Genomic DNA, 23,427 nt, shown 5'->3' with positions numbered 1-23,427 from the left:
GGCGCGCATGAAACGCCCGGGAGCCTTCCGCGCCCATGGTCCCTGGGATGGGGAGTGTCGTCGTCCAGCCCGCGCTGTGCGGCCCGAGACATCTGCCTTGGACCCTGCGCGAGCGCGTGGGCTCGCCTCGCTAGAACGCGAGCCCGACGCCGAGGAACGGACCCCCGAACGAGTCGATGTGTTGCACGCCGTCCACCTCGCCGGCGTCATCGAGCACGAGGCCGCGCACGCCGCCGCGCACCACCACCGCGCCCAGGTGCAGCGCGAGCGCCGCGCTGGCGTCCACCTGGCGATACGGGAACGGCGTGGCCTGCACCCGCGCCTCGAAGTCCACGGGCCCCACGATGCACGCCTCCATGGACAGCCCGAAGCTCAGCCCCACGAAGCGGATGTCCGGCGCCGTGGCCGTGCTGAGGCCGGCCTCCAGGCGCAGCCGCACCGGCTCCAGCGCCACGAGCGCGTAGGTGAGGTGGCCCTCCAGCAAGGTGATGGAGTCGGTGCCGGGGCTGCCGTCATCCGTGGGCAGCACGAGGCCGGTGGCCTGCACGACGAAGCCGAAGCGCTGCGCGTCGAAGCCGAGGAACGCGTCTCCCACGCCGCCGCCGCCCATCGGGCCTCCCTGCAAGCCCATGCGCAGGGAGAGCGGCGCCGCGTGACGGCGCAGGCTCAGGGACTCCTCGGGCACGTCATCGTCCACCAGGTAGCGCGGAGCGTCGTGGCTGCCCCAGCCGAAGAGCAGGTGCCAGAAGGAGATACCGGGGTCCACCACGCGGACCCCGTGGGGGCCGTCGCGGTGGTGGCGCTCTTCCCGTCGCGGCTCGGGCTCATCGGTGCCGATGGCGGTGGCGGCGTGGGTGTCCCGGTCGTCGGGAGCGGCGTCGTGGTCGTCGTCGCGCGAGTCGGACTGGCTGGAGTCCGTGTTGGAGTGCTTGCCGAAGCGCGCCTCGGCGGGAGTCGCGGACAGCAGGCCCACGCAGAGGGCCGCGCACAGTGCGGAGCGAATGGGAAACACGAGAGGCACCTCGTGCAAAGGAGTCAGGGAGCCGGCCCTTGCTCCCTGACGTCTCGTCGCGCGAGTCTATTCAAGCCTCCCGTGGGTTCGGAACCGGGGGGCCTTGCCTCAGGGGCCGGGAACGGGAGGCTGGGCGTTGGGCAGCAGGCAGATGCTGGCCGGGGTGGGACCGGTGATGATGGCGCACTCCTGGAGCGGCGTGCAGTCGGTGGCCTTGTAGGTCTGCTTCACGGGCTCCAGCAGATCGCACGGGCTGCGCAGGAACACGGTGAGGGGCTGCTCGTAGACGGTGCCGTCGTCGGCCTGGCAGGACTCGTAGTCGCCGTCGCTCTTCAGGAGCGAGCCGTCGCGCACCGCGCAGCGCGCGGGCTGGGGGCTGGTGCCGCCCGGCTCGCACGGCCCCACGGTGCGGGCCGCGCAGGCGGAGGCGACGCGAGCGTCGATGGTGGCGTTGGCGCAGACGCGCAGGTTGAGGTGTGGATCCCCCTCCACCCAATCACGTCCGTGGCACGCGTAGGCCTTGCCGTAGACGACGCCCTTGAAGCCGGGCTTGGTGAGGTGGGGCTGGAACTTCTCATCGAGCACGACCTCCACCTTGAGGGCCTCGGGAGCGAACAGGTTCCCGTAGAAGGCGCCCTCGCGGAACGTGTACGCGCCGAAGCGGTCGGTGGGGTACCTGCGGTTGGAGGCGGCGGGGCGCACCCATGTGCCAGGGGCCGCGGTGCGGTCCCACGGCGCGGACATGATGCTGTAGGCGCCGGTCTTGGGGCACATGAAGGAGACGCTGGGCTCGATGCCGCCGCAGTCGTTGCGGTCCGTCTCCGCCAGCTCCATGTCGCGGGTGCAGCCGCGAGGGTCCTCGCAGATGCGCAGCACGCGGTCACCGCCGGTGTCGCCCAGCTTGCCGGTGCAGTACTTGGGGTAGGGCGCGCCGGCGCCGACCGTCACCTCCATGCCGGGCGTGCACTTGCCCACGCCCTCGCCCACCCAGCCGCAGGTGGCATCCAGGCCCGTGGCCTTGCCGTCCTCGCAGGGCAGGAACTCGGAGCTCCAGGCCTCGGTGACGCGCAGGGGATTGAAGCGCCATGGGTCGCGCGGGTCCTCGCCGCGCAGGGACAGCGACACGACCATGTCATAGGCGTTGTTGCGCGCCAGCAGGCACGAGGTCACCAGGCCCAGACACGTGGCGCTGGGCTTGTCCTTCACCCATTCGGGACAGAGGTTGGCCTCGCCCGGGAAGGTGTAGCTCGTGCCCGCGTGGTCCACCCACTTCACTTCCTGGCCGGGCGGGAGCGCGCAGCTCACCAGGTACTTCATCACCTCGCGCGCGGCGGGGTCCTCCAACTGGTTCTTCAGCGAGGCCTGGACCGCGAACGTCCTCGTCGTGAGCGGCGTCTGGATGAGCGCCGTCACCGCGGCGCGGTTGGTGGTGAGCGCGTTGAAGAGCAGGTGCCGCGTGTCCAGCGAGTTGAGGATGCGGACGCCGGCCTCGTCGTCGGCGGCCGCGCGGGCGGTGCCCGGGAGAACAAGCAGGGCGCACAGACACGCGAGCACGCCGGACAGGAGTGGGGCGCGCGAGTGGACGGGCGGAGGAAAGGGCGACATGGGCGGCGGACCTCGGAGTCAGGACGGAATGGGTTCGCCCCTAGCACGCGCCGGGCCGAGCCCCGGGCGCCCGTGCTTCCGCGCACTTGGGCCTGGATGAACGACCGCGCGGTGTTGTCTGGGCGGCTACAGGCGGGGGCGTTGTGGACGCCCGGTCCTCATCGCCTCGCGACCTTCTTGGTCTTCGCCTTGGGGCGGGTGGGCGCTCGCGCGGGGGGACGGGGCGGCGGCTCGGTGCGCGCGGCCGCGACGGCTTCGGGGGCCACGGGGGCGGGCGTCACGCGCAGCTCCACGCGCCGGTTGCGCTCGCGGTTCTGCGGGCTGTCCGCGGGCACCACGGGGCGGAACGCGGCCTGGCCCGTGGCGCTGAGCCGTTCGGGCGAAATCGCGCCGGAGGCCCCCAGGGCGCGCACCACGGCGACGGCGCGCGCGGCGGACAGCTCCCAGCTCGTCGTGGACGGTGACGCGTGAGACGACTCGTCCGTGTGGTCCGCCACCTCGACGCGGTGGTCGCTCAACGGCGCCAGCACCGCGGCGAGGCGCGCGAGCAGCCGCGCGCCCGAGGGCGTCAGGGGAGTGGCGCCGGGCTCGAAGAGGAGCCGCTCGGACAGCTCCACCTTCAGCGACTCGCCGCCGAGCTCGAGGAAGGCGGTGCCCGCGGTCCGCTCCGCCTCCAGCACGGGACCGAGCGAGGCCAGGACCTCCTCGCGCCGCACGCGCTGGGCCTCCGCGCCTTGTGCTTGGAGCGCGGCGGCGGCGCTGCCCAGGTCCGCGGCCTGCTGCTGGCGCTCCAGGACTCGGAGCCTGCGCTCCATGGCCTCGCGCAGCGTGCGCAGCTCGGACACGCGCGCCTCGGACTCGGCGGCGTCATGCTCCAGTTGCGCCGCGCGCGCCATCAGCGCGGTGATGGAGCGCCCCGCCACTTGAGCGCCCGCGATGGCCGCCAGCGCGGCGATCGCCAGCAGGCCCCAGGGCAGCCACCCCCGTCGCGCGCGCGCCACGTTGCTCCGGGCTTCGTCCATGCGCGCCGAAGCGTAGCGGGCCCTCGGATGTGGGCGGCAAGGCGCGCACCGTGCGACAGCGCTCGGATTTCGGACCCCAGGTCTCGGCGCACCCGGGCGCTCACTCCAGCGCGGGCTTCTTCCAGAGGGGCAGGCGCAGCACGAAGCGGGCGCCGGGGCCGTCCGGGGCGTCCTCTACATCCAGCTCGCCGCCGTGCGCGCGGGCAATCTGCCGGGAGATGTAGAGGCCCAGGCCCAGGCTGGCGCGGGCGTGCTCGGTGCTGGCGCGAGCAAAGCGCTCGAAGATGCGCTGGCGCGCCGCGGGCGGAATCCCCGAGCCCCAGTCGCGCACGGCGACGATGGCCACGTCGTGGTCGCACTCCACGGACAGCTCCACGGGCAGGCCACTGGCGTACTTCATCGCGTTGGACAGCAGGTTCATCAGCACCTGCTCCACGCGGGGCCGGTCCGCGCGCGCCACCACGGGCGTGTTGGCGTGCACCACCGCGGCGCACCCCGCCACCGCGAGCGCTTCCTCCATGCGCGCCACCAACTGGTGCACCAGGGTGGTCAGCTCCACCGCGTCGGTCTCCAGCTCCATGCGGCCGGCGCTGATGCGCGCCACGTCGAACAGGTGGGCGACGAGCCGGGTGAGCCGGTCCGCCTGCCGCAGCGCGCCCGCCAGCCCTTGCTCCAGCCGCTCGGGGAGGTCCGGCGTGGGGCGGTCCAGCGAGCGCTGAAGCGAGGTGAGCTGCAGGTGCAGCGCGGACAAGGGCGTGCGCAGCTCGTGCGTGGCGATGGCGACGAACTCATCGCGCGCGGCCACCGCCTGCTCGACCTTGCGATACAGCCGCGCGTTGTCCACCGCGAGCGCGGCGCGTTGGGCCAGGTCCTCCAGGAAGGCCAGGTCCCCCGGCGCGAAGGCGCGCCCCGCTTCGTTGGACACCGCGCTGAGCACGCCCAGGGTTCGGCCGCGCGCCACCAGCGGGACGACCATGATGGAGCACGGCGTGAGCTGATCCAACAGGCGGCGGTGCTCGGGGCTCACCGCGAGCTGCTCCATCCACGAGTCGTCCATCCGCGCGATGAGCTGCGATTGTCCGGTCTCCAGCGCGCGGCGCACCGGCGAGCGCGAGCCCGGCGGCGCGGCGAAGGCGAGCGTCTGCTCCAGCAGGGACTGGTAGGCGGGGTCCTTGGCCAGCCGCTCCACGCGCTCCAACCGCTGGCCATCATCGTTGATGACGTCCACCAGGCAGTAGTCCGCGAGCTGCTCCACCACCAGCCGCGCCACGGTGTGCAGCGTGGTGCGCCAGTCCAGCGAGGTGGACAGGCGCGTGGTGGCCTCGGCGAGGAAGCGCAGGCGCTCCTCCACGCGCTTCTTGTCCGTCACCTCCATCACCGTGGCGCCCACGCCCAAGAGCTCCGCGCCGGTGGTGACGGGGAAGAAGGTGCCCAGGAAGTGGCGCGGCTCGCGCCCGTCCTGACGCATGAGCGGTTGGTCCACGAGCGGCTCCTGCGTCTGGAGCACGTGCTGGAGCAGCGGCTCCACCGGGGGCGTGCGCGCGGAGCCCAGCACCTGCGGGACGGTGCGGCCCAGGTGGGCCTCCATCGACACGCCGTTGAACTCGGCCAGCATGGGGTTGATGCGCAGGTAGCGCAGCTCGCGGTCCACGAAGCCCATGCCCATGGGCGAGGCGGCCAGGAAGGACTCGAGCATGGCCAGCGACGCGTCCCGGTCGCGCAGCGCGAGCCGGGCCTCGCGGTACAGGCGCGCGCTCTCCACCGCCAGCGCCGCGCGCCGGGCGAACTCCGCCGCGTAGGCGAGATCCTGCTCGGTGTAGCGCCGCGCGGGTGAAGCGGACGCCAGGTTGATGAGGCCGAAGCGCCGCTCACCCACCGCCAGGGGCAGGAGCATGGCGGAGCGCGGGGCGAGGTCCTCCAGCACGCGGCGGTGCTCCTCCGAGCGCGCCTGCGAGTTCATCCACGCGCCATCAATCTCCGCCACCAACGCGGGCCTGCCCTCGGTGAAGGCGCGCGCCAGCGGGGTGCCCGCGCCCACCAGGGGCGGGAAGGGCAGGGCCTCGTCCAGGAGCGCCTGCCGCGAGGGGTCTCGGGCGGTGAGGGCCAGCCGGTGCAGCGCGCCGTCATCGCCCAGCATGTCCACCATGCAGTAGTCGGCCCACTCGCGCGTGGCCAGCCGCGCCACGGCCTTCAGCGTCGTCTCCCATTCCAGCGACTCGGCCAGGAGGCGGCTGGAGGCGCTGAGGAAGGCCTCGGCGCGCTCGGCCACCTTGCGCGCGGTGATGTCCACGAGGATGCACACCGCGCCCGAGAGCGCCCCATCCTGCGCGCGCAGCGGCGAGGTGGAGTGCAGCACCGTGCGCCGCACGCCGTCGAAGGCGATGATGTCCACCTCCTCGTTGAGGATGGCCTCGCCCGTGCGCAGCGTCCTGGCCAGGGCCCACTCGTCGCCGCTCAGGCGCTTGCCGGTGTCCGGCCAGTACCCCTCGAAGCGCTCGTAGTCCTCCACGCGCTCGATGCGAGGGGCCGGCGCGCCCCAGATTCGGGAGGCCGCGTCGTTCTGTTCCAGCAGGCCGCCCTGGGCATCCACCAGGTGCACGCCGACGGGCAGCATGGGCAGGACGGCATGCAGTCGCTCGCGCTCGGCGAGGACGGCCGCGATGGGATGGGGCAGGGACATGACGGACATGAACGCGCTGGCGCCCCCCGTGCGGCGATGGCCCGCGGCGGGCGACTTCATTCTTGGGAAATTGGTTTTCCGGTGAATCGGATGATACTCAGAAAATTTCCGACACGTCCGCGAGGGGCTTGATTCGCGCGGGCGGGCAGGGCGTCATCGGGGCTTTTTCCGAGCGGAAGCCGAGGACGTACGGATGGCGATTGCGTGTGTAGTGCTGGACTTCGACGGGACGTTCACGGACGTGGTGGCGGAGGGCGCGCCCTTCCAGGCGCACTTCCGGGCGGGGTTGGAGCGGCTGGTGGGGCGGGAGCTGGGGGCGGCCTGGGACGAGGAAGTGGCCGTGCTGCGCAACGGGGTGGACTCGTACGGCTGGGAGATGGCGGGGCGCATCGTGGCGCCGGCCGTCGCGGACCCGTACCTGACGGCGACGTGCGTGGCGCACCGGCTGTTCCAGCGCTTCGGGGTGCTCCCGGAGGAAGGGCCGCGCACGGACGCGGTGCAGACGCTCTACCGCGAGGCCTACGTGCACTCGGCCACGGCCTTCAAGCCCGAGGCGAAGGAGGTGCTGGAGGCGCTGCTCGCCACGGGGATGCCGGTGTCGGTGGTGACGAACGCGCACACGGACATGGTGGAGGCGAAGCTGGACCGGCTGGCGCCGCGCGGCCGTGAGCGGCTGAAGGTCTTCGGCGACGCGCGCAAGTTCCAACTGGAGGACGCGGACCCCATGGACGCGCGCTTCGCGGCGCTGCCCGAGTCGCAGGTGCTGGAGGGGGTGCTGGGGCGGCCGGTGTACCTGCGGCGCGGCCGGTACTACGCGGCGCTGCGGCGCATCTGGGAGACCACGGGCACCAGCCCCGAGTCCACGCTGGTGGCGGGCGACATCTACGAACTGGACCTGGCCCTGCCCGCCGCGCTGGGCGCCAGCGTGCAACTGGTGGCGCGCGACAACGTGCTGCCCTACGAGCGCGCCGCGGTGGAGCGCCTGGGGGCGCGCGGCGGCGTGGATCGCAGCCTGCGCGCCCTGTTGCCCCGCCTTCGCTGAAGCGCTCAGGGGCTGGCGCGCGTGCCGCACGCCATGGCTGAATTCCGGGACACCCGGCGCGACGAGGCGCCAAGCACCGGAGGCGCAGCCATGGCGGTGTCCGTGTTCTCCCCGTGGATGGGAGTGCTGCTGCTGGGGGCCGGGGCGCTCGCCTGCGCCACCGCGGCGCCCACTCCCGCGCGGGAGTTCGTCTTCACGTCTCGGCCTCCGCGCGCGTCAGGCTGTGAGTTCGAGGTGTGGGAGGAGCGGGAGCCGCCGCGGCCGTTCACGGTGGTGGGTGGCCTGCCCTTCACCGCCAACGAGTGGCTGGGCCTCAAGGGGCGCAAGGACGCGCTGCGCGAGACGGTCTGCGAGTCCGGCGCGGACGCCGTGTTGCTGGGCCGCCCCGCCGAGCGCCGCCTGGGCCGAGGCGCCGCGCGCGAGTACCAGGCGTGGTTCATCGCCTACACGGACGTGCCGCCACCTCCGCCCCCCGAAGCCCCCGCGCCCGAGTCGCCCGAGGGGCCGCTGCCCAAGGGCTCCTTCCACGTGCCCGTGATGACCACCGGGGCGAAGGAGGAGCCGGAGGGCACGCAGACGCGCGAGGTGCGCGCGCCCACGCCCGTGCCGTGAGCCTGCCCCGCAACGTGCGAAGCCCCGCCTCCCGGTGAGGGGAGCGCGGGGCTTCACGTGCAGCGAGTCTCCCGAGGGAGGACTAGACCTTCGCGCCCGGCGTGGGCTGGAAGACCTCGTTGAACTCGGCCAGGCACTTGTTCAGCGTCGCCTTGATGTCGTTGGTCAGCTCGCGCTTGGCGCTGATGTCCTGGGCGATGTTCGGGTACTTGCCGTCCGCGAACTCCAGGAACTCCTTCATCCAGCGCACCACGTCGCTCACCGGGACATTGCGAATCCAGCCGCGCTTGTTCGCGTCGTCCTTGTTGGTGGCCGCGTAGATCTGCATGACCTGACGCTCGACGGAGAGCGGCTCGTACTGGCCCTGCTTGAGCAGCTCCACCATGCGGGCGCCGCGCGCCAGAGTCTCCTGGGTGGCCTTGTCCAGGTCCGAGCCGAACTGGGCGAACGCCGCCAGCTCGCGGTACTGGGCCAGCTCCAGCTTCATGGAACCGGCGACCTGCTTCATGGCCTTGATCTGCGCCGAGGAACCGACGCGGGACACGGAGAGGCCGACGTTGATGGCCGGACGGACGCCGGAGAAGAAGAGGTCCGTCTCCAGGAAGATCTGCCCGTCGGTGATGGAGATGACGTTCGTCGGGATGTAGGCGGACACGTCGCCGGCCTGCGTCTCGATGATGGGCAGCGCGGTGAGCGAGCCCGCGCCCTCCTCGTCAGACAGCTTGGCGGCGCGCTCCAGCAGGCGGCTGTGGATGAAGAACACGTCGCCCGGGTACGCCTCACGGCCCGGCGGACGACGGAGCAGCAGCGACAGCTGGCGGTACGCCACGGCCTGCTTGGACAGGTCGTCGTACACGATGAGGCCGTGCATCTTGTTGTCGCGGAAGTACTCGCCGATGGCCACGCCCGCGTACGGGGCGAAGAACTGCATGGGCGCCGGGTCGGAGGCGCTCGCCGTCACGACCGTGGTGTACTCCATGGCGCCGTAGCGGGTCAGCTTCTCCACCACCTGCGCCACCGTGGACTGCTTCTGCCCGATGGCCACGTAGATGCAGTAAACGCCCAGGCCCTTCTGGTTGATGATGGCGTCCACCGCGACGGCCGTCTTGCCCGTCTGGCGGTCACCGATGATGAGCTCGCGCTGACCGCGACCCACCGGCACCAGCGCGTCCAGGGCCTTGATGCCCGTCTGCAGCGGCTCGTGCACGCTCTTGCGCTTCACGATGCCGGGCGCCTTCACCTCCAGGCGGCGGGTCTCCGTGGCCTGGATGGGGCCCTTGCCGTCCAGCGGCTGACCGAGCGCGTTCACCACGCGGCCCAGCAGGCCCTTGCCCACGGGCACCGAGGCGATCTGCCCCGTGCGCTTCACGGAGTCACCCTCGCGGATGTCCTTGAACTCGCCCATGATGGCGATACCGACGTTGTCCTCCTCGAGGTTGAGCACGAGGCCCTGAACCCCGGTGGAGAACTCCACCAGCTCACCCGACAGCGCGCCCTCCAGACCGTACACGCGGGCGATACCATCGCCCACGGACAGCACGGTGCCGGTCTCGGCGACGGTGACCTTCTTGCCGTAGTCCTTGATCTGCTCCCGGATGATTCTGCTGATCTCGTCGGCGCGGATTTCCATGAGCGTCTAGCGTCCTTGAACTGAGGGGGCGGCCAGAACGGGGAGGGCCACCCGGAACCTTGAAAGCCGGGTGCCCCCTATCACGCCCTCCCACTCCACCGCAACGCGGACGCGGAGTCGCACTGCGGGTGGATTATCGCCGCGGTAAGGTCCGGCCCGCGCTCAGCGCCCGAGTGGGGTGGGGCTCTCGCGGGGCAGCCAGACGGTGAAGCGGGTGCCCGCCGGGGAGCCGGACTCCACCGAGATGCGCCCGGCGTGGGCCAGGACAATCTGCCGGGACAGGTACAGCGACAGCCCCAGCCCGTCCGCGCCCCCGCCGCCGCCATCCCGGCGGAACGGCTCGAACAGGGTGGCCGGGTCGTCCACCGGCAAGGGCGGGCCCTCGTGGTGGACCTGGAGCGTGACGCCATCCACGGTGCCCGCCAGCTTCAGGCCCACGGGGGTGCCCTCGGGCCCCAGCCGGAGCGCGTTGCCCAGCAGGTTGTCCACCAGCTGCGCCACCCGGTCCTCGTCCCAGTGGCCCCGGGTGTCCCCGCGGGTCACCACCTCCAGGATGCGGCCGGGGTGGGAGCGCCGGCGCTCGTCCGCCACCCGCTCCACCACGTGCTCCATTTCGGTGGGCACCGGGTGGACGGCCAGGCCGCCCGCCAGACGCGCGCGGGTGAAGTCCAGGAGCTCGTGGATCATCCGCTCCAGCCGCCGCGCCGCGTGCGCCACATGCCGCACCAGCCGACCCTGGGAGTCGTCCAGCCCGCCCACCCGCTGCAGCGCGCCCGTGCCCAATTGGATGGCCTGGAGCGGCGCCCGCAGGTCATTGCCCACCACGCCCAGGAACTGGTCCCGGAAGTGCTCCGTGCGCGCCGTGCGCTCCTCGGAGGCCTTGCGGCTGCTCACGTCCCACACCGCCGCCAGCCGCACGGGCCGCCCTTGCAGCGTGACGGTGCGCGCCAGCACCTCCACGGGGATGCGCCGGCCATCGCGGTGGAGCGCCGCGACCTCATAGGGCGCCTCCACCTCGCGCTCCATCACCTCGCGGGCCGAGGCGCGGAACTCCGGCGCCACCCACTCCAGCACGTTGCGCCCGAGCAGCTCCGCCGGCTCCGTCATCCCGATGAGGTGCGCCAGCGCGCGGTTGGCGTCCACGCACACGCCCCGGTCGTGGATGAAGTACCCGTCACAGGAGATGTCCGCGATGCTGCGCATGTGCTCCTCGCGCTCGCGCAGCGCCGCCTCCGCCAGCGTGCGCTCCGTGTCGTCGCGCACCACCAGGACCACGCCCGCCGGTACGCCCCCGTGCGCCGCCGGCACCATGCTCACGGACAGATGCCGGGGCGCGTCCCCCGGCCCCAGGACCTCCGTCAACGGCACGTCGTTCACCTGCTCCCCGGCGAGCGCGCGGCTCAGCAGCGAGGACAGGGCGGGCGCCAGGGAGGGCCACACCTCGGAGGGCCTGCGCCCCACCAGGACGGACGGCGGCAGCTCGCACAGCGAGGCCAGCGCGTCGTTCACCCACACCAGCCGGGGCTCGGGGTCCAGCAGCGCCACGCCCCAGCCCGGGGCATTCATCAGCGCGCCAAGAAATGGCCGGGCCTCCTCGGGCACCGCCGCTGGCGGAATGCCTCCCGAGAGCCGGTGAAACACAGACTGCGGCATGGGCAAGGTCGTCCAGAAAGCGCGGGTTTGTCCGCGCTAGGAGGGACTATACCTGCTCCCGGGTGGAACGGGAAATGCGGGTTTGCCCTGAACTGCCTGGACTGGAACGACCTGGGGCGTCCGGGACGCCCCGGGTAACCTGGAGTGGCTACTTCAGCTCGCGGCGCATCTGCGCGAGCTGGGTGCGGAGGCTGCCGTCGTAGAGGGTGCCGCCGACCTGGGCCGCCACGCCGCCGAGCAGCGAGGGGTCCACGCGGGTCTCCAGGACGACGTCGCGCTCGGTGAGCTTGGCCAGCGTCGTCTTGAGCTGGGCGAGGGCCTCGGGCGCGAGCGGGACGGCGCTGGTGACCTGGCCCCGGACGCGGCCGGCCTTGGCATCCGCCATGTCGCGGTAGAGGCGGGCGATGTCGGGCAGGTACGCCAGGCGGCTGCGGTCCACCAGGAGGCGCAGGCCGTTGACCAGGGAGGGCTCCAGACCGGACTGCGTCTTGAGGACGGCCTCGACCACACGGCCGCGCTGCTCCGCGGTGTAGGCCGGGTTGAGGAGCACGTCCGTCAGCTCCGCGTTCGCCGAGAAGAGGCGAGCGAGGGAGGTGAGTTGCTCGGCGACGGCATCGGTGCGGCCGGCCTCCGAGGCAACGTCGAGGAGGGCGCGAGCGTAGCGGCGGGCGATCGAGACGTTCACCATGGCGGCGCGCCCTTAGCATGGTGTTCTGGCTGCGGCAACGGCCGAGGCGTCTGTCACCCCGTCCGCTCCCCGACGCCGGGCCCGGCCGGCGGGCGGACAAGCTCCGAGGCTCGCTCGGTGACAGGTCCTTGGGTCGGGACTTGGCGGATCGGCCCGGACACCCGTAGCGTGGGGGCCAACGTCCCGTTTCCCATGCAAGAACCCGTCATCGGCATTGACCTGGGTACCACCAACAGCGCCGTGGCCACCGTGGAGGATGGTCGCCCGCGGCTCATCCCGTCACGCGCGGGGGGCCGTCTCACGCCCTCGGTCGTGGGCCTCAACCGGAATGGCGACCGCGTGGTGGGGCAGGCCGCGCAGGTGCTCGCGGAGGAGCAGCCCGACGCGGTGGTGTGGGCCACCAAGCGCTTCCTGGGGCGCCGCTACACGCCCGAGCTGATGCAGCAGGCCCGCTCGCTCGTGCCCTATCCCGTGGTGGCCGGTCCCACCGGAGACGTGCGGGTGAAGCTGGCGGGGCGCGTGCTGCCCATCACCCAGGTGTCCGCGATGATCCTGGGCGAGTTGAAGCTGGACGCCCAGGCGCACTTCGGTCGCGAGGTCCACAAGTGCGTCATCACCGTTCCGGCCAACTTCGATGACAACCAGCGCAACGCCACGCGCGAGGCCGCGGGCATCGCCGGGCTGGAGGTGGTGCGGCTGGTGAACGAGCCCACCGCCGCGGCGCTCGCGTACGGCCTGTCGCGCGGCTTCGAGGGCAGCGCGCTGGTGTTCGACCTGGGCGGCGGCACGTTCGATGTCTCCATCCTGGACGTGAAGAACGGCGTCTTCGAGGTGCGCGCCACGGGCGGCGACCACTCGCTGGGGGGAGAGGACTTCGACCAGCGCATCGTGCAGTGGCTGCTGGCGCAGGTGGACGACAGCTACCGCGACGCGGTGTCCCGAGACCCCACCTCGTTGCGGCGCCTGAAGGTCGCGGCCGAGGCCGCCAAGCGCGAGCTGACCGAGTTCGCCGAGGCCACCATCTCCGTGACGGGGTTGGGGGACCACGCGGGCTCGCGCCGCTTCACCGATGTGGAGACCGCGCTCACGCGCGACTTCTTCGAGGCGCTGTCCGAGCCGCTCTCCCGCCGCTGCCTGGAGGTCTGCCAGTCGGTGATGGCCGAGGCGCGCATGGATCCGCGCACGGTGGACGTGGTGCTGCTGGTGGGCGGCATGACGCGCGTGCCGCTGGTGCGCCGGTTGGTGGCGGACTTCTTCGGCCGGCAGCCGTCCACGGACGTGCACCCGGATGAGGCCGTGGCGCTGGGCGCCGCGGTGCAGGCGGATGAGCTGGTGCGCCAGTCGGGGCAGGCGCTGCTGTTGGACGTGGCCAGCCAGAGCCTCGGCGTGGGCGTCCTGGGCGGGCGCGTGAAGCGGCTCATCGCGAAGAACACGGGCGTGCCCGTGGTGGCGCGCGACATCTTCTTCCCGGGCACCGCGGGCCAGTCCGAGGCGCGCATCCCGGTGTACCAGGGCGAGAGCGAGTTCCAGGACGAGAACCACAAGCTGGGCGAGGTGGTGCTCAAGAACCTGCACGTGGCCGCGCGCGGCGAGACGCCGCTGGAGGTCGTCTTCGAGCTGTCCAGCGAGGGCATCCTCGCGGTGAAGGCCACCGAGCTGACGACGGGCAACATGGAGGCGGTGCGCCTGGAGGCGCGCCCCAGCCTGCCGCACGGCGAGGTGGAGAAGCTGGGCGCCGAGCAGGCCAGCTACGCGCAGGAGCAGGGCGTGGTGGACGCGCAGCGCGCGGCGGAGATGTTCCGCAAGCTGTTGGAGCGCGGCGAGAAGCTGTCGCGGCTGTTGCAGCGCAGCGCCCAGGAGAATCCCAGCCCCGAGGCCGAGGCCGCGGTGGGCAATGTGCAGCGGCTGTTGGAGGGTGGGCGCACCGCGCTGGATGCCGGAGACACGGCGCAGTGCGCGCGGATTGCTCGCCAGCTCACGCAGTTGCTGTCTGGACGGTCCGAGTCGCGCGGCTGACGTCCAACGCCGCACATCGGACCCGTCCACCAGCGCACGTTGCCCTCGGGGGCGCGTGGTCGCGCGAGGAGGGGCTCCCTATCTCGCGCGAATGAATTCCGCCGACGGAGCGCCGACCGGGCGCGACACCGTGTTCGTGGTGGACGACTCTCGGACCGCCCGGGACGTCCTGCGCCTGCACCTGACGCGGCTCGGCTGTGACGTCGTCCCGTTGGAGGGCGCGGATGCGTGCATGGCGGAGCTGGAGCGGCGCGTCCCCGCCTTCATCCTCATGGACCTGCGGCTGGAGCGCACGCAGGGCGACGAGGCGTGCCGCGCGGTGAAGAACCACGCGGCGGGACGCAACGTGCCCGTCATCATGCTCACCACCGCGGGCGAGCCGCACGAGGTGATGCACTGTGGCCGTGCGGGCGCGGACGACTTCCTCCCCAAGCCCGTGTCCGCCGAGGCCCTCACCGCGAAGGTCGCCGCCATGCGCCTGTCTCGCGAGCGCGCGTATGACCGGCCTCCGCGCGGGCGCGGCGTGCTGCTCGTGGAAGGCGGACGCTTCCTGCACACCTTCCTGGGCGGAGCGCTGGAGCACGAGGGCATGCACGTGCTCTACGCGCGCGACCTGGACGAGGCCATGGCGTTGGCGGACGCGCACGGCAGTCGCCTGGATGGGTTCGTGCTGGACGTGTCGCGTCTGCCGCGCGAGGTCCTCTCGCTGGCCGCGCGGCTGCGCGAGGTCCATCCGCGCAAGCCGCTGGTGTTGCTGTCTCGCGCGGAGGAGCCGCTGGATGTGCTGGTGCGCTCGCAGGCGCTGTGCGGCGCTCCGTTGCTCGTGAAGCGCAACCTGGGCGCGGACGAGCTGCTGTCGCGCGTGCTGGGGCGGCTCGTTCCCGGAGGCTCACCGTTGCGGGCCGCCGAGCGCGTGCCCTTCTTCACGGTGGTGGAGTACCTGTCCGCGGGCGGCATGACTCACAGCGGCTTCAGCCACGACGCCAGCCCCGAGGCGCTCTTCGTGCGCACCCTCACGCCCGCGCGCGAAGGCTCGCGTCTGGCGCTCAAGCTCCTGATGGCGGGTCAGCGGACGCCCAGTGTCGCGGAGGCGACGGTGGCCTGGGCCAATCCGCCGCGCCTGGGCAGCCCGTTCCATGCACCGGTGGGCATGGGGCTGCGATTGGAGCGCATGGACTCGCAGCTCGCGCAGCAGTTCGTGCGCTTCGTTCCGCGCAGCCTCGGTTTTCTGCCCGCCGCCGCGAGCCGCCTCTCAACTTTCTGAGAGCACTCGGACGGACCCGCATTCTCGCAACCCCGCGCATTCCCGATGCCTCCGCGCCGCGCCCTCCGTGGCATGAGGGTGGCAAGAGGCCGTGCCGAAGCCGTCAGGGCGCATGGCGAAGAGCTCGCGTGCATCCCGATGGGGCCGACGACGAATCAGGGAGGAGTGTTTCATGCGGTGGATGCGCCATGGCGGTTTCGCGTTCGCGGTGTTGCTGGCGGGGTGCGGGAGCGAGTCCAAGCACCCGCCCTTCAACAACGAGCCGGTGCAGATGAAGGCGCGGCTGGAGGGCTTCTCGGACTGCAACGGCCTCGAGCAGTACATCGAGGACAACGCGGTCAGGCAGATGCGCTCGTACCTGGAGATGCAGAAGCCGAGTTACTGGCCGCAGACCGACGGGCGGGGCGTGCTCGAGGACGCGGGGCCCATGCCGAGCGCGCCGTCGACGGCGGGTGGCAGCCAGGGCCCCAATGACTACACGGGCACCAACAACCAGGTGGCCGGGGTGAACGAAGCGGACTTCGTGCAGAACGACGGCACGCACATCTTCGTCTTGTCCGGCAATCGGCTGAACGCCCACCGCTCATGGCCGGCGGAGCAGCTGACGCTCGCGTCCTCCACGCAACTGGAGGGTTGGCCGCAGGAGATGCTGTTGGAGGAGCACGGCCGACTGGTCGTCGTCTCCAGCGTCTACGAGGAGCGGCCGGGCACCGTGTTCTATGCCGGCAGGTCGATTGGCGTCGCCGACGTGGCCCCCGTGGGGATGGCCTACTGCCTGGGACGCGGCATCGGCTGTGGCCCTGGCTTCGGCGACACCGTGAAGGTGACGACGCTGGATGTGACGGACGTGGCGCATCCCAAGGTGGTGGATCAGCTCTACCTGCCTGGCAGCTACGCCAACTCGCGGCGCGTGGGCGCGTCGGTGCGGCTGGTGCTCTCCGACAGCTTCCGCTGGCCTCGGGACGTGCGCTGGGGGGTGGACTACTCGAAGGACCTCTACGACAACAAGAGTCGGCTGGAGAAGGCCATCGACGAGCTCATCGTGAAGAACGAGAAGCTCATCCGCGACCAGACGCTGGAGCAGTGGATGCCGAAGGGCCGCCACGTGGACGGCCTGGGGCAGACGATGCCGCTGACGTATTCGTGCTCGGACTTCTCGCGGACCAACGCGCCCTCGGGGCTGGGCTTCGTGACGGTGGCGTCGCTGAACCTCGACACGCCGCTGGCTCCGCCCGGCCGCACCCAGCTCATCGCCGAGCCGGGCGAGGTGTACGCCTCGAAGGACTCGCTCTACCTGGCGACCAATCACTGGTGGTGGTGGTCGGAGCCGGGCCAGAAGGACTACGTCTACATCCACAAGTTCGACCTCCAGAACCCGAGCGCGGTCAGCTACGTGGGCACGGGCACGGTGGAAGGGCACCTCATCAACCAGTTCGCCATGGATGAGCACGAGGGCGTGCTGCGCGTGGCCACCACGCTGCGCAGCCGCGTCGTGGACCCCGAGCATTCCGACTGGTGGTGGGGCCGGGTGGAGACGTCCAACCGCGTGTCCACGTGGCGCGAGGGCGACGGGAACCTGGTGGAAGTGGGCCGCAGCGAGGACCTGGCGCCGGGCGAGAGCATCTTCAGCGCTCGCTTCGTGGGCACGCGGGGCTACGTCGTCACCTTCCGGCAGGTGGATCCGCTCTTCACCTTTGACCTCAGCGACCCGGCGCATCCGCGCAAGGTGGGCGAGCTGAAGGTGCCGGGCTTCTCCACGTACCTGCACCCGATGGACGAGACGCACCTGCTCGCCCTGGGCGAGTACGTCCCGGAGAACGGGGACTGGCGCAGTCGGGCGCTCAAGCTCTCGCTGTTCGACGTGAGCGACATGGCGCACCCGGTGGAGGCCTTCACGCAGCTGGTGGGCACGGCCTATGGCTGGAGCGAGGCCGTCTACGAGCACAAGGCCTTCAACTACTTCCCGGCCAAGAAGTTGCTGGCCATTCCCTTCACGGACTACTCGAACGCGTGGGACTACTGGAGCGGCTTCCGCTCGGAGCTGCGCGTCTTCTCCGTGGACCCCGCGACGGGCTTCACGTCCAAGGGCGCGCTGTCCATGTCGGACGTGTACGTGATGCAGCAGGACCATGACTGGACGTGGTACTGGACGCCCAACGTGCGACGCAGCGTGATGGCGGACGACTACGTGTATGCCATTACGGACGCGGGCATGCGCGTGGCGAAGGTGGACAGCCTCCAGTCGCCGCTCATCACCACGTCGTTCCCGCGGCTCACCTTGCCGTAGCGCGGCGAGGGGCGGAGCGGGGACCGGACAGGTCAGGCGAGGGAGGGGCTGAACGTCGACGGCGGGTTCGCGCATTTCCACCGTGAAAACGTTATAGGCCCCTGTCATGCCGTTTGACGCCTCGGTCACGCCCGCCCCCTCCCGGTTCTCGAATGAAGTGCGCCAGCTCTGGCGGCTGGCGTTCCCCATCGCCATCGCCCAAGCCGGGCAGGCGATGATGGGGCTGGTCGACACGCTGGTGGTGGGGCGTGCCGGCACGGAAGCGCTGGCGGCGGCGGGGTTGGGCAACAACCTCTACTTCGCCGTCAGCAGCTTCGGGATGGGGCTGATGATGGGCTTTGACCCATTGCTGTCCCAGGCGCTGGGGGCGGGGAACCCCGGCCGCGCGCGGGAGCTGCTGCGGCAAGCGGCGTGGATGGCGCTGTTCGCGGGGATGGCGCTGTGCGCCTTGCTGTGGTGGGTGCCGGACGCACTCCACTGGATTCCCCGCATGGAGCCCCAGGTCATCGAGCAGGTTCGGGCGTACATGCTCTGGCGCGCCCCGGGCGTCCCCTTGATGCTGGCCTTCATGGCGGCGCGTTCCTATCTCCAGGCGAACGCGAACCCCCGGCCGCTGGTGGTGGCCACCGTGGTGGCCAACATCTGCAACTTCTTGTTCGACCTGCTGCTCGTCTTTGGCGGCGCGCGGCTGCCGGAGTGGTGTGGTCCGCTGCGGCGCATTCCGGCCATGGGCGTGGAGGGCGCGGCGCTCGCCACGTTGCTCTGCACGGGGGTGCAGCTCCTCATCATCATGGCGGCGGTGCGGCGCATGCAGGTTCCGCCGGGGACGCGCGCATCGTGGAAGCCCGTCTGGGCAGACATCTTCCAGGGCGGGAAGCTCGGGACGCCCATCGGCCTGCACATCGCGGCGGAGGTGGGGGTCTTCTCCCTGGCGAGCCTCCTGGCCGCCACCTTGGGCAAGGCGGAGGTGGGCGCGCATCAGATTGCCATCTCCTACGCCAGCCTCACCTTCACCGTGGCCGTGGGGGTGGGCAACGCGGGGAGCGTCCGGGTGGGATGGGCGGTTGGCGCGCGCGACACGCCCCAGGCGCGCCTCAGTGGTTTCGTGGCCTTCGCGAGCGGCGCCGCCTTCATGTCGTTGATGGGGTTGGGGTTCGCGGTGTTCCCGGAGCAGTTGGGCGCGTTGTCGGGCGCGCCGCCCGAGGTCCTGACCTTGCTCATGCCGCTGCTCGTGGTGAGCGCCGTGTTCCAGGTCTTCGATGGCATCCAGGGCGTGGGCGCGGGCGTGCTGCGTGGCGCGGGCGAGACGCGCTTCACCTTCATCGCCAACATGGTGGGGCACTACTTCATCGGGCTGCCGCTGACCTTGCTCCTGGGGTTCCACCTGGGCCTGGGGTTGTGGGGCATCTGGTGGGGGCTGTGCGCGGGCCTCGTGTTCGTGGCGCTGGCGCTGCTGTGGCGCTTCAACCGCGTGAGCGCGGGCACGCTGGTACCGGTGGAGGCGTAGCCGACCGGCTCCGATCGAAGCGTAGCCGACCGGTCTCGTGCTTGCAGACGGCGTGCATCCCGGAGGTGTTTGAATGCTGGGGTTCGCGAGGTCCGTGGCGCGAGGTCAGAAGGCCCGCGGGTGTGTCGTCGCGGTGGCTGCGTTATCGGCGTGTGGGTCCTCGGAAATCCGAGCCTGGGAGGGTTCGGATTGGACTGACTACCGAGACGTCAGCGCGTTCTGGGAGAGCAATGCCCCGGGAGAGTTCTCCGCGTGTGGCTCGCTCCATCCCGACCTCCGCGCGGTGGATGGCGACAGCAGTGTCTGTCTTCATGTCCGCCTGGACCGGGATTGGCTCACCGCGGTGAAGTCACCCGCCGTGCTGAACCTGGATGGCCGAGCGACGGTGCGGCCCGCGCTTCCCAGCGCGCCCGAGGTGTCCTGGGAGGCTGGTGACACGCACTCGTCCGCCGTGGTGGCTGCCTGGGTTTCGCAGCGTTGCTTCGCCGACGTCTGGAGTACGCCGGTGGTGCAGCAGCTCCAGGGGACGTTGCGGCTGCACGCCGTTCAGGATGGGCGGCTCGCGGGCTCGCTGGTGCTGGACATGACAGGAGCCCCCGCGGGCGTGCGCCTGTGCGGAGGTGTCATTGACCGTGTGCGCGGGGGCGTCGACTTCTCGCTGCCTCGCTGATGGACCCGGTGGCTCACCCGCGCGGGTGAGTCAGCGCTTGCGGCTGGGCGAGAGGAACTTGCGAGCCTCGCTCGCGCCAGGGCCTCGCGGCGCGAGCTCCAGATAGCGACGGTAGTGCTCGGTGGCTTCCTGGCGGTTCTGCTGTCGCAGACTCAGGCGGCCCAGCTCCAGGTGGCAGCGCGCGGCGCGGGGGGCCACCTCCAGGCAATGCCAGAACTGCTCCCGGGCCGCGCCGAAGGACTTGGCCGCGAGCATGTTTCGCCCCACCTGATAGGCAATCAAGGCCTCAGAGGGGATGTCTTCCTCCACTCCGCCGCGTCCGTTGAGGGAGGCGCGCGCGGGCGGGGACTCGTCGCGGGCCGCGGCGCCTGGAGTCGACGATGGCGTCGCGTTGGCCACCAGGGCGGATGGGTCCGGACGGGGCTCCAGCTTCGCGAAGACCTTGGACGGGGTGGCTCCGTCCGCGAACGTGCGCACCCACGGCAGGTGGCCGAACGCAGTCACCTCCAGCCGGTTCTCCTGCTGATTGGGCACCTCGGTCACGGTGACGGGCGTGTCCCCCATCAACACGCCGTTCAACCGCACCTGGGCTCCGGCGGGCTGGGACTCCACACGAAAGGTGGGCGCGGTCCCACGCGTCATTCCCCAATGCACCCCGCCGCCCGCCACCATGAGGAGGCCCAGCACCCCCAGCGCCCATGCCCAGGTGGAGCGTCCCCCCTCGGGCGGGGCCGGCGCGGACTCCGCGGGTGTGAGGGTGGGCAGGGCCGGCGCGCTCGGCTGCGAAGCGCGTGAGGCGACTTCCTCCTCCGTGGGCACGAGGAACCCAGCGGGGTCGGTGGAGCGCTCCGACGCAGGCGCGGCGCCCCAGAGTTCGAGCTGCCGGATGAACGAGTCGGACAGGCGACCCGGGCGATGCCGCAACGCCAGCTCCGCGTGGAAGAGCCATGTCATGAGCTGCTTGCGCGCGTCCGGCGCGAACAGGGGCGCGCGCGAGCTGAGCCACTCGGACAGCGCGAGCTGAAGGGCCTCCGCGTGGGGATAGCGGTGCTCGCGCGAGGTGGCCAGCGCGCGCTGGACAATCGCTTGCATCCCCGCGTCCAGCTCGGGCACCAGCGAGTTCAGGGGCGTGAGGCGTCCGTGGATGGTCTTCTCCAACACCTCCATCTGCGTGCCTTCCGCTGGCAGACGTCCGCTGAGCATTTGGAACAGCACCACGCCCACGGAGTACACATCCGAGCGCGCGTCGAGTTCACGAGCCCGCGCCTGCTCGGGAGACACGTACGGGTGTTTGCCCTTCACCACGCCCACCGCTGTCTCCGGCCCGCTCGTGTGGCGTGCCTTGGCGATGCCGAAGTCGGAGATCTTGACCTCGCCTTCGTAGCTCACCAGCACGTTGTCCGGCGAGATGTCCCGGTGGACGAGCTTCAACGGGCGACCTTGCGCATCCGTGCGCGTGTGCGCGTGGTGCAAGCCCTTGCACATCTCGATGGCGATGCCCGCCGCCAGCGGCGCCGGCAGCACCTTCAACCCCTGGACGCGGGCGCGCTTGAGCAGCTTGGAGAGCGCCTGGCCATCCACCCACTCCATCGCCAGGAAGTACTCGGACCCCACTTGTCCGAAATCAAACACCTGCACGATGTTGCCGTGATTGAGGCTCACCGAGATGCGGGCCTCATTGAGGAACATCTCGCAGAACGCTGGGTTCTCCGCGTAGTCACTCAGGACCCGCTTGATGACCACGGACTTCACCACGCCCGGCCCGGGGGTGAAGCGTGCGCGATAGACAACGGCCATTCCGCCCGCCCCCAGGCGCTCCAGCAGCTCATATTTGCCGAAAGCGGTCGCGGGCGTGTCCGTCACGATTCACAAGGCTAGCGCACCTGTCGGCGTGTCGTGAGTTTCCGCCAGATGGCGCATGGCGTTGACCCGGATTGGGCGCGCGCACTCTCTCTGCGCATGGGGTGGGTTGTTCGAGTCCCACCCCGACTCCAACCTGCCCGAGTGAGACATGCAGACCAAGAACCTGAGTGCAGTCGCGCCGCTGGTGTTGTTGTCCTCCCTGCTGGCGGGCCAGGCCCTGGCCCACGGCTCCATGGAGGTGCCCATCAGCCGTGTCTACCAATGCTACAAGGAGGGACCCGAGAGCCCGAAGTCCGCCGCGTGCAAGGCCGCGATTCAAGTGGGTGGCACGCAGGCGCTGTATGACTGGAACGGCGTGCGCCAGGGCAACGCCAACGGCAACCACCGTGCGCTCATCCCGGACGGGAAGCTGTGCAGCGGTGGCAATGAAAGCCACAAGGGGTTGGACCTCGCGCGGACGGACTGGGTGTCCCGCGTGCTGACGCCAGACGCCTCGGGCAACTTCGAGTTCGTCTTCTATGCCACCGCGGTGCACGCCACCGCCTACTTCCAGCTCTACGTGACGCGCGATGGCTACAACCCCGCGCAGCCGCTGAAGTGGTCGGACCTGGAGGCGGCGCCGTTCTGCGCGGTGACGAGCATCACGGCGCAGAACAATCGCTTCCGCATCAACTGCCCGCTGCCGCGCAACAAGACGGGCTCGCATGTCGTCTATGCCATCTGGCAGCGCTCGGACAGCCCGGAGGCGTTCTACTCGTGCAGCGACGTGACGTTCGGCACGGGGCTCGGGCTCGTCGCGCCTTGGAAGGAGCTGGGACAGGTGCAGGCCCGTGAGGCGCTGCCCGCGCGCAGCACGGTGACGTTGCGCGTCTTCGACCGCGAGGGTCACGACGTGGAGAGCCACCCGCTGCTGCTGGAGGCGCCGCTCTCGTCCGAGGCGTGGTTGGAGCGGCTCGCCCAGCGCGTCAACGCGGACTCGCGTCGCGTGCGCGTGGGGACGCTCCAGTCCTCGGGAGAGGTGGCGCCCTCGCGGGCCGCTCCGGGCGCGAGCGTGTACGCGCGCGACGAGGGCGTGTCCTTCCAGGTGGACATCCTCAAGCCCTCGCCGTGAGGCGCTACCAGGGCAGGTACTGCTGAATCATCTGCCGCCACACGGGCCAGTCGTGGTTCTCGCCATGCCAGATGGCGAGCTGGTGGCCGATGTCCTTCTTCCACAGGATGCTGGAGAGGTGCTCGTTGGAGGGACGGCAGAAGTCATGCTCGCCCACCGCGAGCACCATCTCCACGCGCTGGAGGGCGGCGAGGCGCGCGGGGTCCGTCAGGTTGGGCAGCCATTGCGTGCACGAGTGGAAGTACACGTCCGAGTCGCTGTGCCCGTCGAGGAACTCGTCGGTCTCGAACTTGCCGCCCATGGAGAGCAGGCGCGAGAAGACGTGCGGGTGCCGCAGCCCGATGTTGTACGCGTGGAAGCCGCCGAAGCTGCACCCGGCGAGCGTCAGGCGTCCGCCGCTGCTCCGCCCGGTGACGAGCGGGACGACCTCATTCAGCAGGTAGTCCTCCCACCGGGCGTGGCGCATGACGCGGTCATGCGGGTGGAGTGAGGCATTGAACCAGGACTCCTCATCCACCGAGTCCGCGCAGACGACCAGGTACCGGCCTGACTGGATGCGGTCCGCGATGGCGCCAATCAAGCCGAAGTCCTCCGCCTGATAGAAGCGCCCCTTGCTCGTGGGCAGCAAGAGCACGGGCTCGCCCGAGTGGCCAAACAGCAGCACTTCCATGTCGCGCTGCAGGCGCTCGCTGTACCAGCGGTGGTATTCGCGGTTCATTCCCGCGACCTTAACCGCCCCCTGGGATGTCTGGACAAGTCAGCGGA

At 70.9% G+C, this 23,427-nt stretch carries 17 protein-coding genes; 8 read left to right on the top strand and 9 right to left on the bottom strand.

Going from position 1 to position 23,427, the window contains the following annotated elements:
• Positions 1-130: 130 nt before the first annotated feature.
• From KRR26_RS31550 to KRR26_RS31535, 4 genes are all read right to left on the bottom strand, one after another.
• Positions 131-1,012, bottom strand: a complete 882-nt coding sequence (locus KRR26_RS31550; RefSeq protein WP_217081615.1) for a hypothetical protein — start codon at positions 1,010-1,012, stop codon at positions 131-133.
• Positions 1,013-1,120: 108 nt separating this feature from the next.
• Positions 1,121-2,617 carry a hypothetical protein gene (locus tag KRR26_RS31545; protein WP_120206234.1) on the bottom strand — a complete coding sequence of 499 codons (1,497 nt, stop codon included), beginning with the start codon at positions 2,615-2,617 and terminating at the stop codon, positions 1,121-1,123.
• Between the two features lie 158 nt (positions 2,618-2,775).
• The gene (locus KRR26_RS31540) at positions 2,776-3,639 is read right to left on the bottom strand and encodes an OmpA/MotB family protein (RefSeq protein ID WP_120206233.1); all 864 of its coding nucleotides are present in this window, start codon (positions 3,637-3,639) and stop codon (positions 2,776-2,778) included.
• 100 nt (positions 3,640-3,739) lie between these two features.
• Positions 3,740-6,379, bottom strand: coding sequence for a GAF domain-containing protein (locus KRR26_RS31535; protein WP_217081614.1), 2,640 nt, complete (start codon positions 6,377-6,379; stop codon positions 3,740-3,742).
• 133 nt (positions 6,380-6,512) lie between these two features.
• On the opposite strand from KRR26_RS31535, the gene KRR26_RS31530 reads away from it, so the two are divergent.
• Together KRR26_RS31530 and KRR26_RS31525 are read left to right on the top strand one after the other, a co-directional pair.
• Positions 6,513-7,361, top strand: coding sequence for an HAD family hydrolase (locus tag KRR26_RS31530; protein ID WP_120206231.1), 849 nt, complete (start codon positions 6,513-6,515; stop codon positions 7,359-7,361).
• Positions 7,362-7,451: 90 nt separating this feature from the next.
• The gene (locus KRR26_RS31525; RefSeq protein ID WP_217081613.1) at positions 7,452-7,973 is read left to right on the top strand and encodes a hypothetical protein; all 522 of its coding nucleotides are present in this window, start codon (positions 7,452-7,454) and stop codon (positions 7,971-7,973) included.
• An 82-nt stretch (positions 7,974-8,055) separates the two neighbouring features.
• On the opposite strand, the gene atpA is transcribed toward KRR26_RS31525, so the two are convergent.
• The 3 genes from atpA to atpH all read right to left on the bottom strand — a co-directional run bounded on the left by atpA (position 8,056) and on the right by atpH (position 11,944).
• Positions 8,056-9,603, bottom strand: a complete 1,548-nt coding sequence (gene atpA, locus KRR26_RS31520; RefSeq protein ID WP_120206229.1) for a F0F1 ATP synthase subunit alpha — start codon at positions 9,601-9,603, stop codon at positions 8,056-8,058.
• Positions 9,604-9,765: 162 nt separating this feature from the next.
• Complete coding sequence (locus KRR26_RS31515) at positions 9,766-11,256, bottom strand: PAS domain-containing sensor histidine kinase (protein ID WP_120206228.1); 1,491 nt, start codon at positions 11,254-11,256, stop codon at positions 9,766-9,768.
• A gap of 148 nt (positions 11,257-11,404) precedes the next feature.
• Positions 11,405-11,944 carry an ATP synthase F1 subunit delta gene (atpH, locus tag KRR26_RS31510; RefSeq protein WP_120206227.1) on the bottom strand — a complete coding sequence of 180 codons (540 nt, stop codon included), beginning with the start codon at positions 11,942-11,944 and terminating at the stop codon, positions 11,405-11,407.
• A 192-nt stretch (positions 11,945-12,136) separates the two neighbouring features.
• Here atpH and KRR26_RS31505 point away from each other — a divergent pair, with 192 nt between their 5' ends.
• The 5 genes from KRR26_RS31505 (at position 12,137) to KRR26_RS31485 (ending at position 19,688) form a co-directional block, all read left to right on the top strand.
• A complete protein-coding gene (locus tag KRR26_RS31505) occupies positions 12,137-13,960 on the top strand; it encodes an Hsp70 family protein (RefSeq protein WP_120206226.1) in 1,824 nt (607 codons plus the stop codon).
• Between the two features lie 91 nt (positions 13,961-14,051).
• A complete protein-coding gene (locus tag KRR26_RS31500; protein ID WP_120206225.1) occupies positions 14,052-15,224 on the top strand; it encodes a TIGR02266 family protein in 1,173 nt (390 codons plus the stop codon).
• Positions 15,225-15,396: 172 nt separating this feature from the next.
• Positions 15,397-17,511, top strand: a complete 2,115-nt coding sequence (locus tag KRR26_RS31495) for a beta-propeller domain-containing protein (RefSeq protein ID WP_120206224.1) — start codon at positions 15,397-15,399, stop codon at positions 17,509-17,511.
• Positions 17,512-17,617: 106 nt separating this feature from the next.
• The gene (locus KRR26_RS31490; RefSeq protein WP_120206223.1) at positions 17,618-19,018 is read left to right on the top strand and encodes an MATE family efflux transporter; all 1,401 of its coding nucleotides are present in this window, start codon (positions 17,618-17,620) and stop codon (positions 19,016-19,018) included.
• Positions 19,019-19,091: 73 nt separating this feature from the next.
• A complete protein-coding gene (locus KRR26_RS31485; protein WP_217081612.1) occupies positions 19,092-19,688 on the top strand; it encodes a hypothetical protein in 597 nt (198 codons plus the stop codon).
• 30 nt (positions 19,689-19,718) lie between these two features.
• On the opposite strand, the gene KRR26_RS31480 is transcribed toward KRR26_RS31485, so the two are convergent.
• The gene (locus KRR26_RS31480; RefSeq protein WP_120206221.1) at positions 19,719-21,551 is read right to left on the bottom strand and encodes a serine/threonine-protein kinase; all 1,833 of its coding nucleotides are present in this window, start codon (positions 21,549-21,551) and stop codon (positions 19,719-19,721) included.
• A 148-nt stretch (positions 21,552-21,699) separates the two neighbouring features.
• Here KRR26_RS31480 and KRR26_RS31475 point away from each other — a divergent pair, with 148 nt between their 5' ends.
• Complete coding sequence (locus KRR26_RS31475; protein WP_217081611.1) at positions 21,700-22,662, top strand: lytic polysaccharide monooxygenase; 963 nt, start codon at positions 21,700-21,702, stop codon at positions 22,660-22,662.
• A 4-nt stretch (positions 22,663-22,666) separates the two neighbouring features.
• On the opposite strand, the gene KRR26_RS31470 is transcribed toward KRR26_RS31475, so the two are convergent.
• Positions 22,667-23,380 (bottom strand): esterase family protein, encoded by a 714-nt coding sequence (locus KRR26_RS31470; protein WP_120206219.1) that lies wholly within the window; start codon positions 23,378-23,380, stop codon positions 22,667-22,669.
• Positions 23,381-23,427: the final 47 nt, after the last annotated feature.

The sequence above is a fragment of the Citreicoccus inhibens genome, assembly GCF_019039035.1.
Classification (GTDB): Bacteria; Myxococcota; Myxococcia; order Myxococcales; family Myxococcaceae; genus Citreicoccus; species Citreicoccus inhibens.
This window is presented reverse-complemented; position numbering and strand designations above follow the sequence as displayed.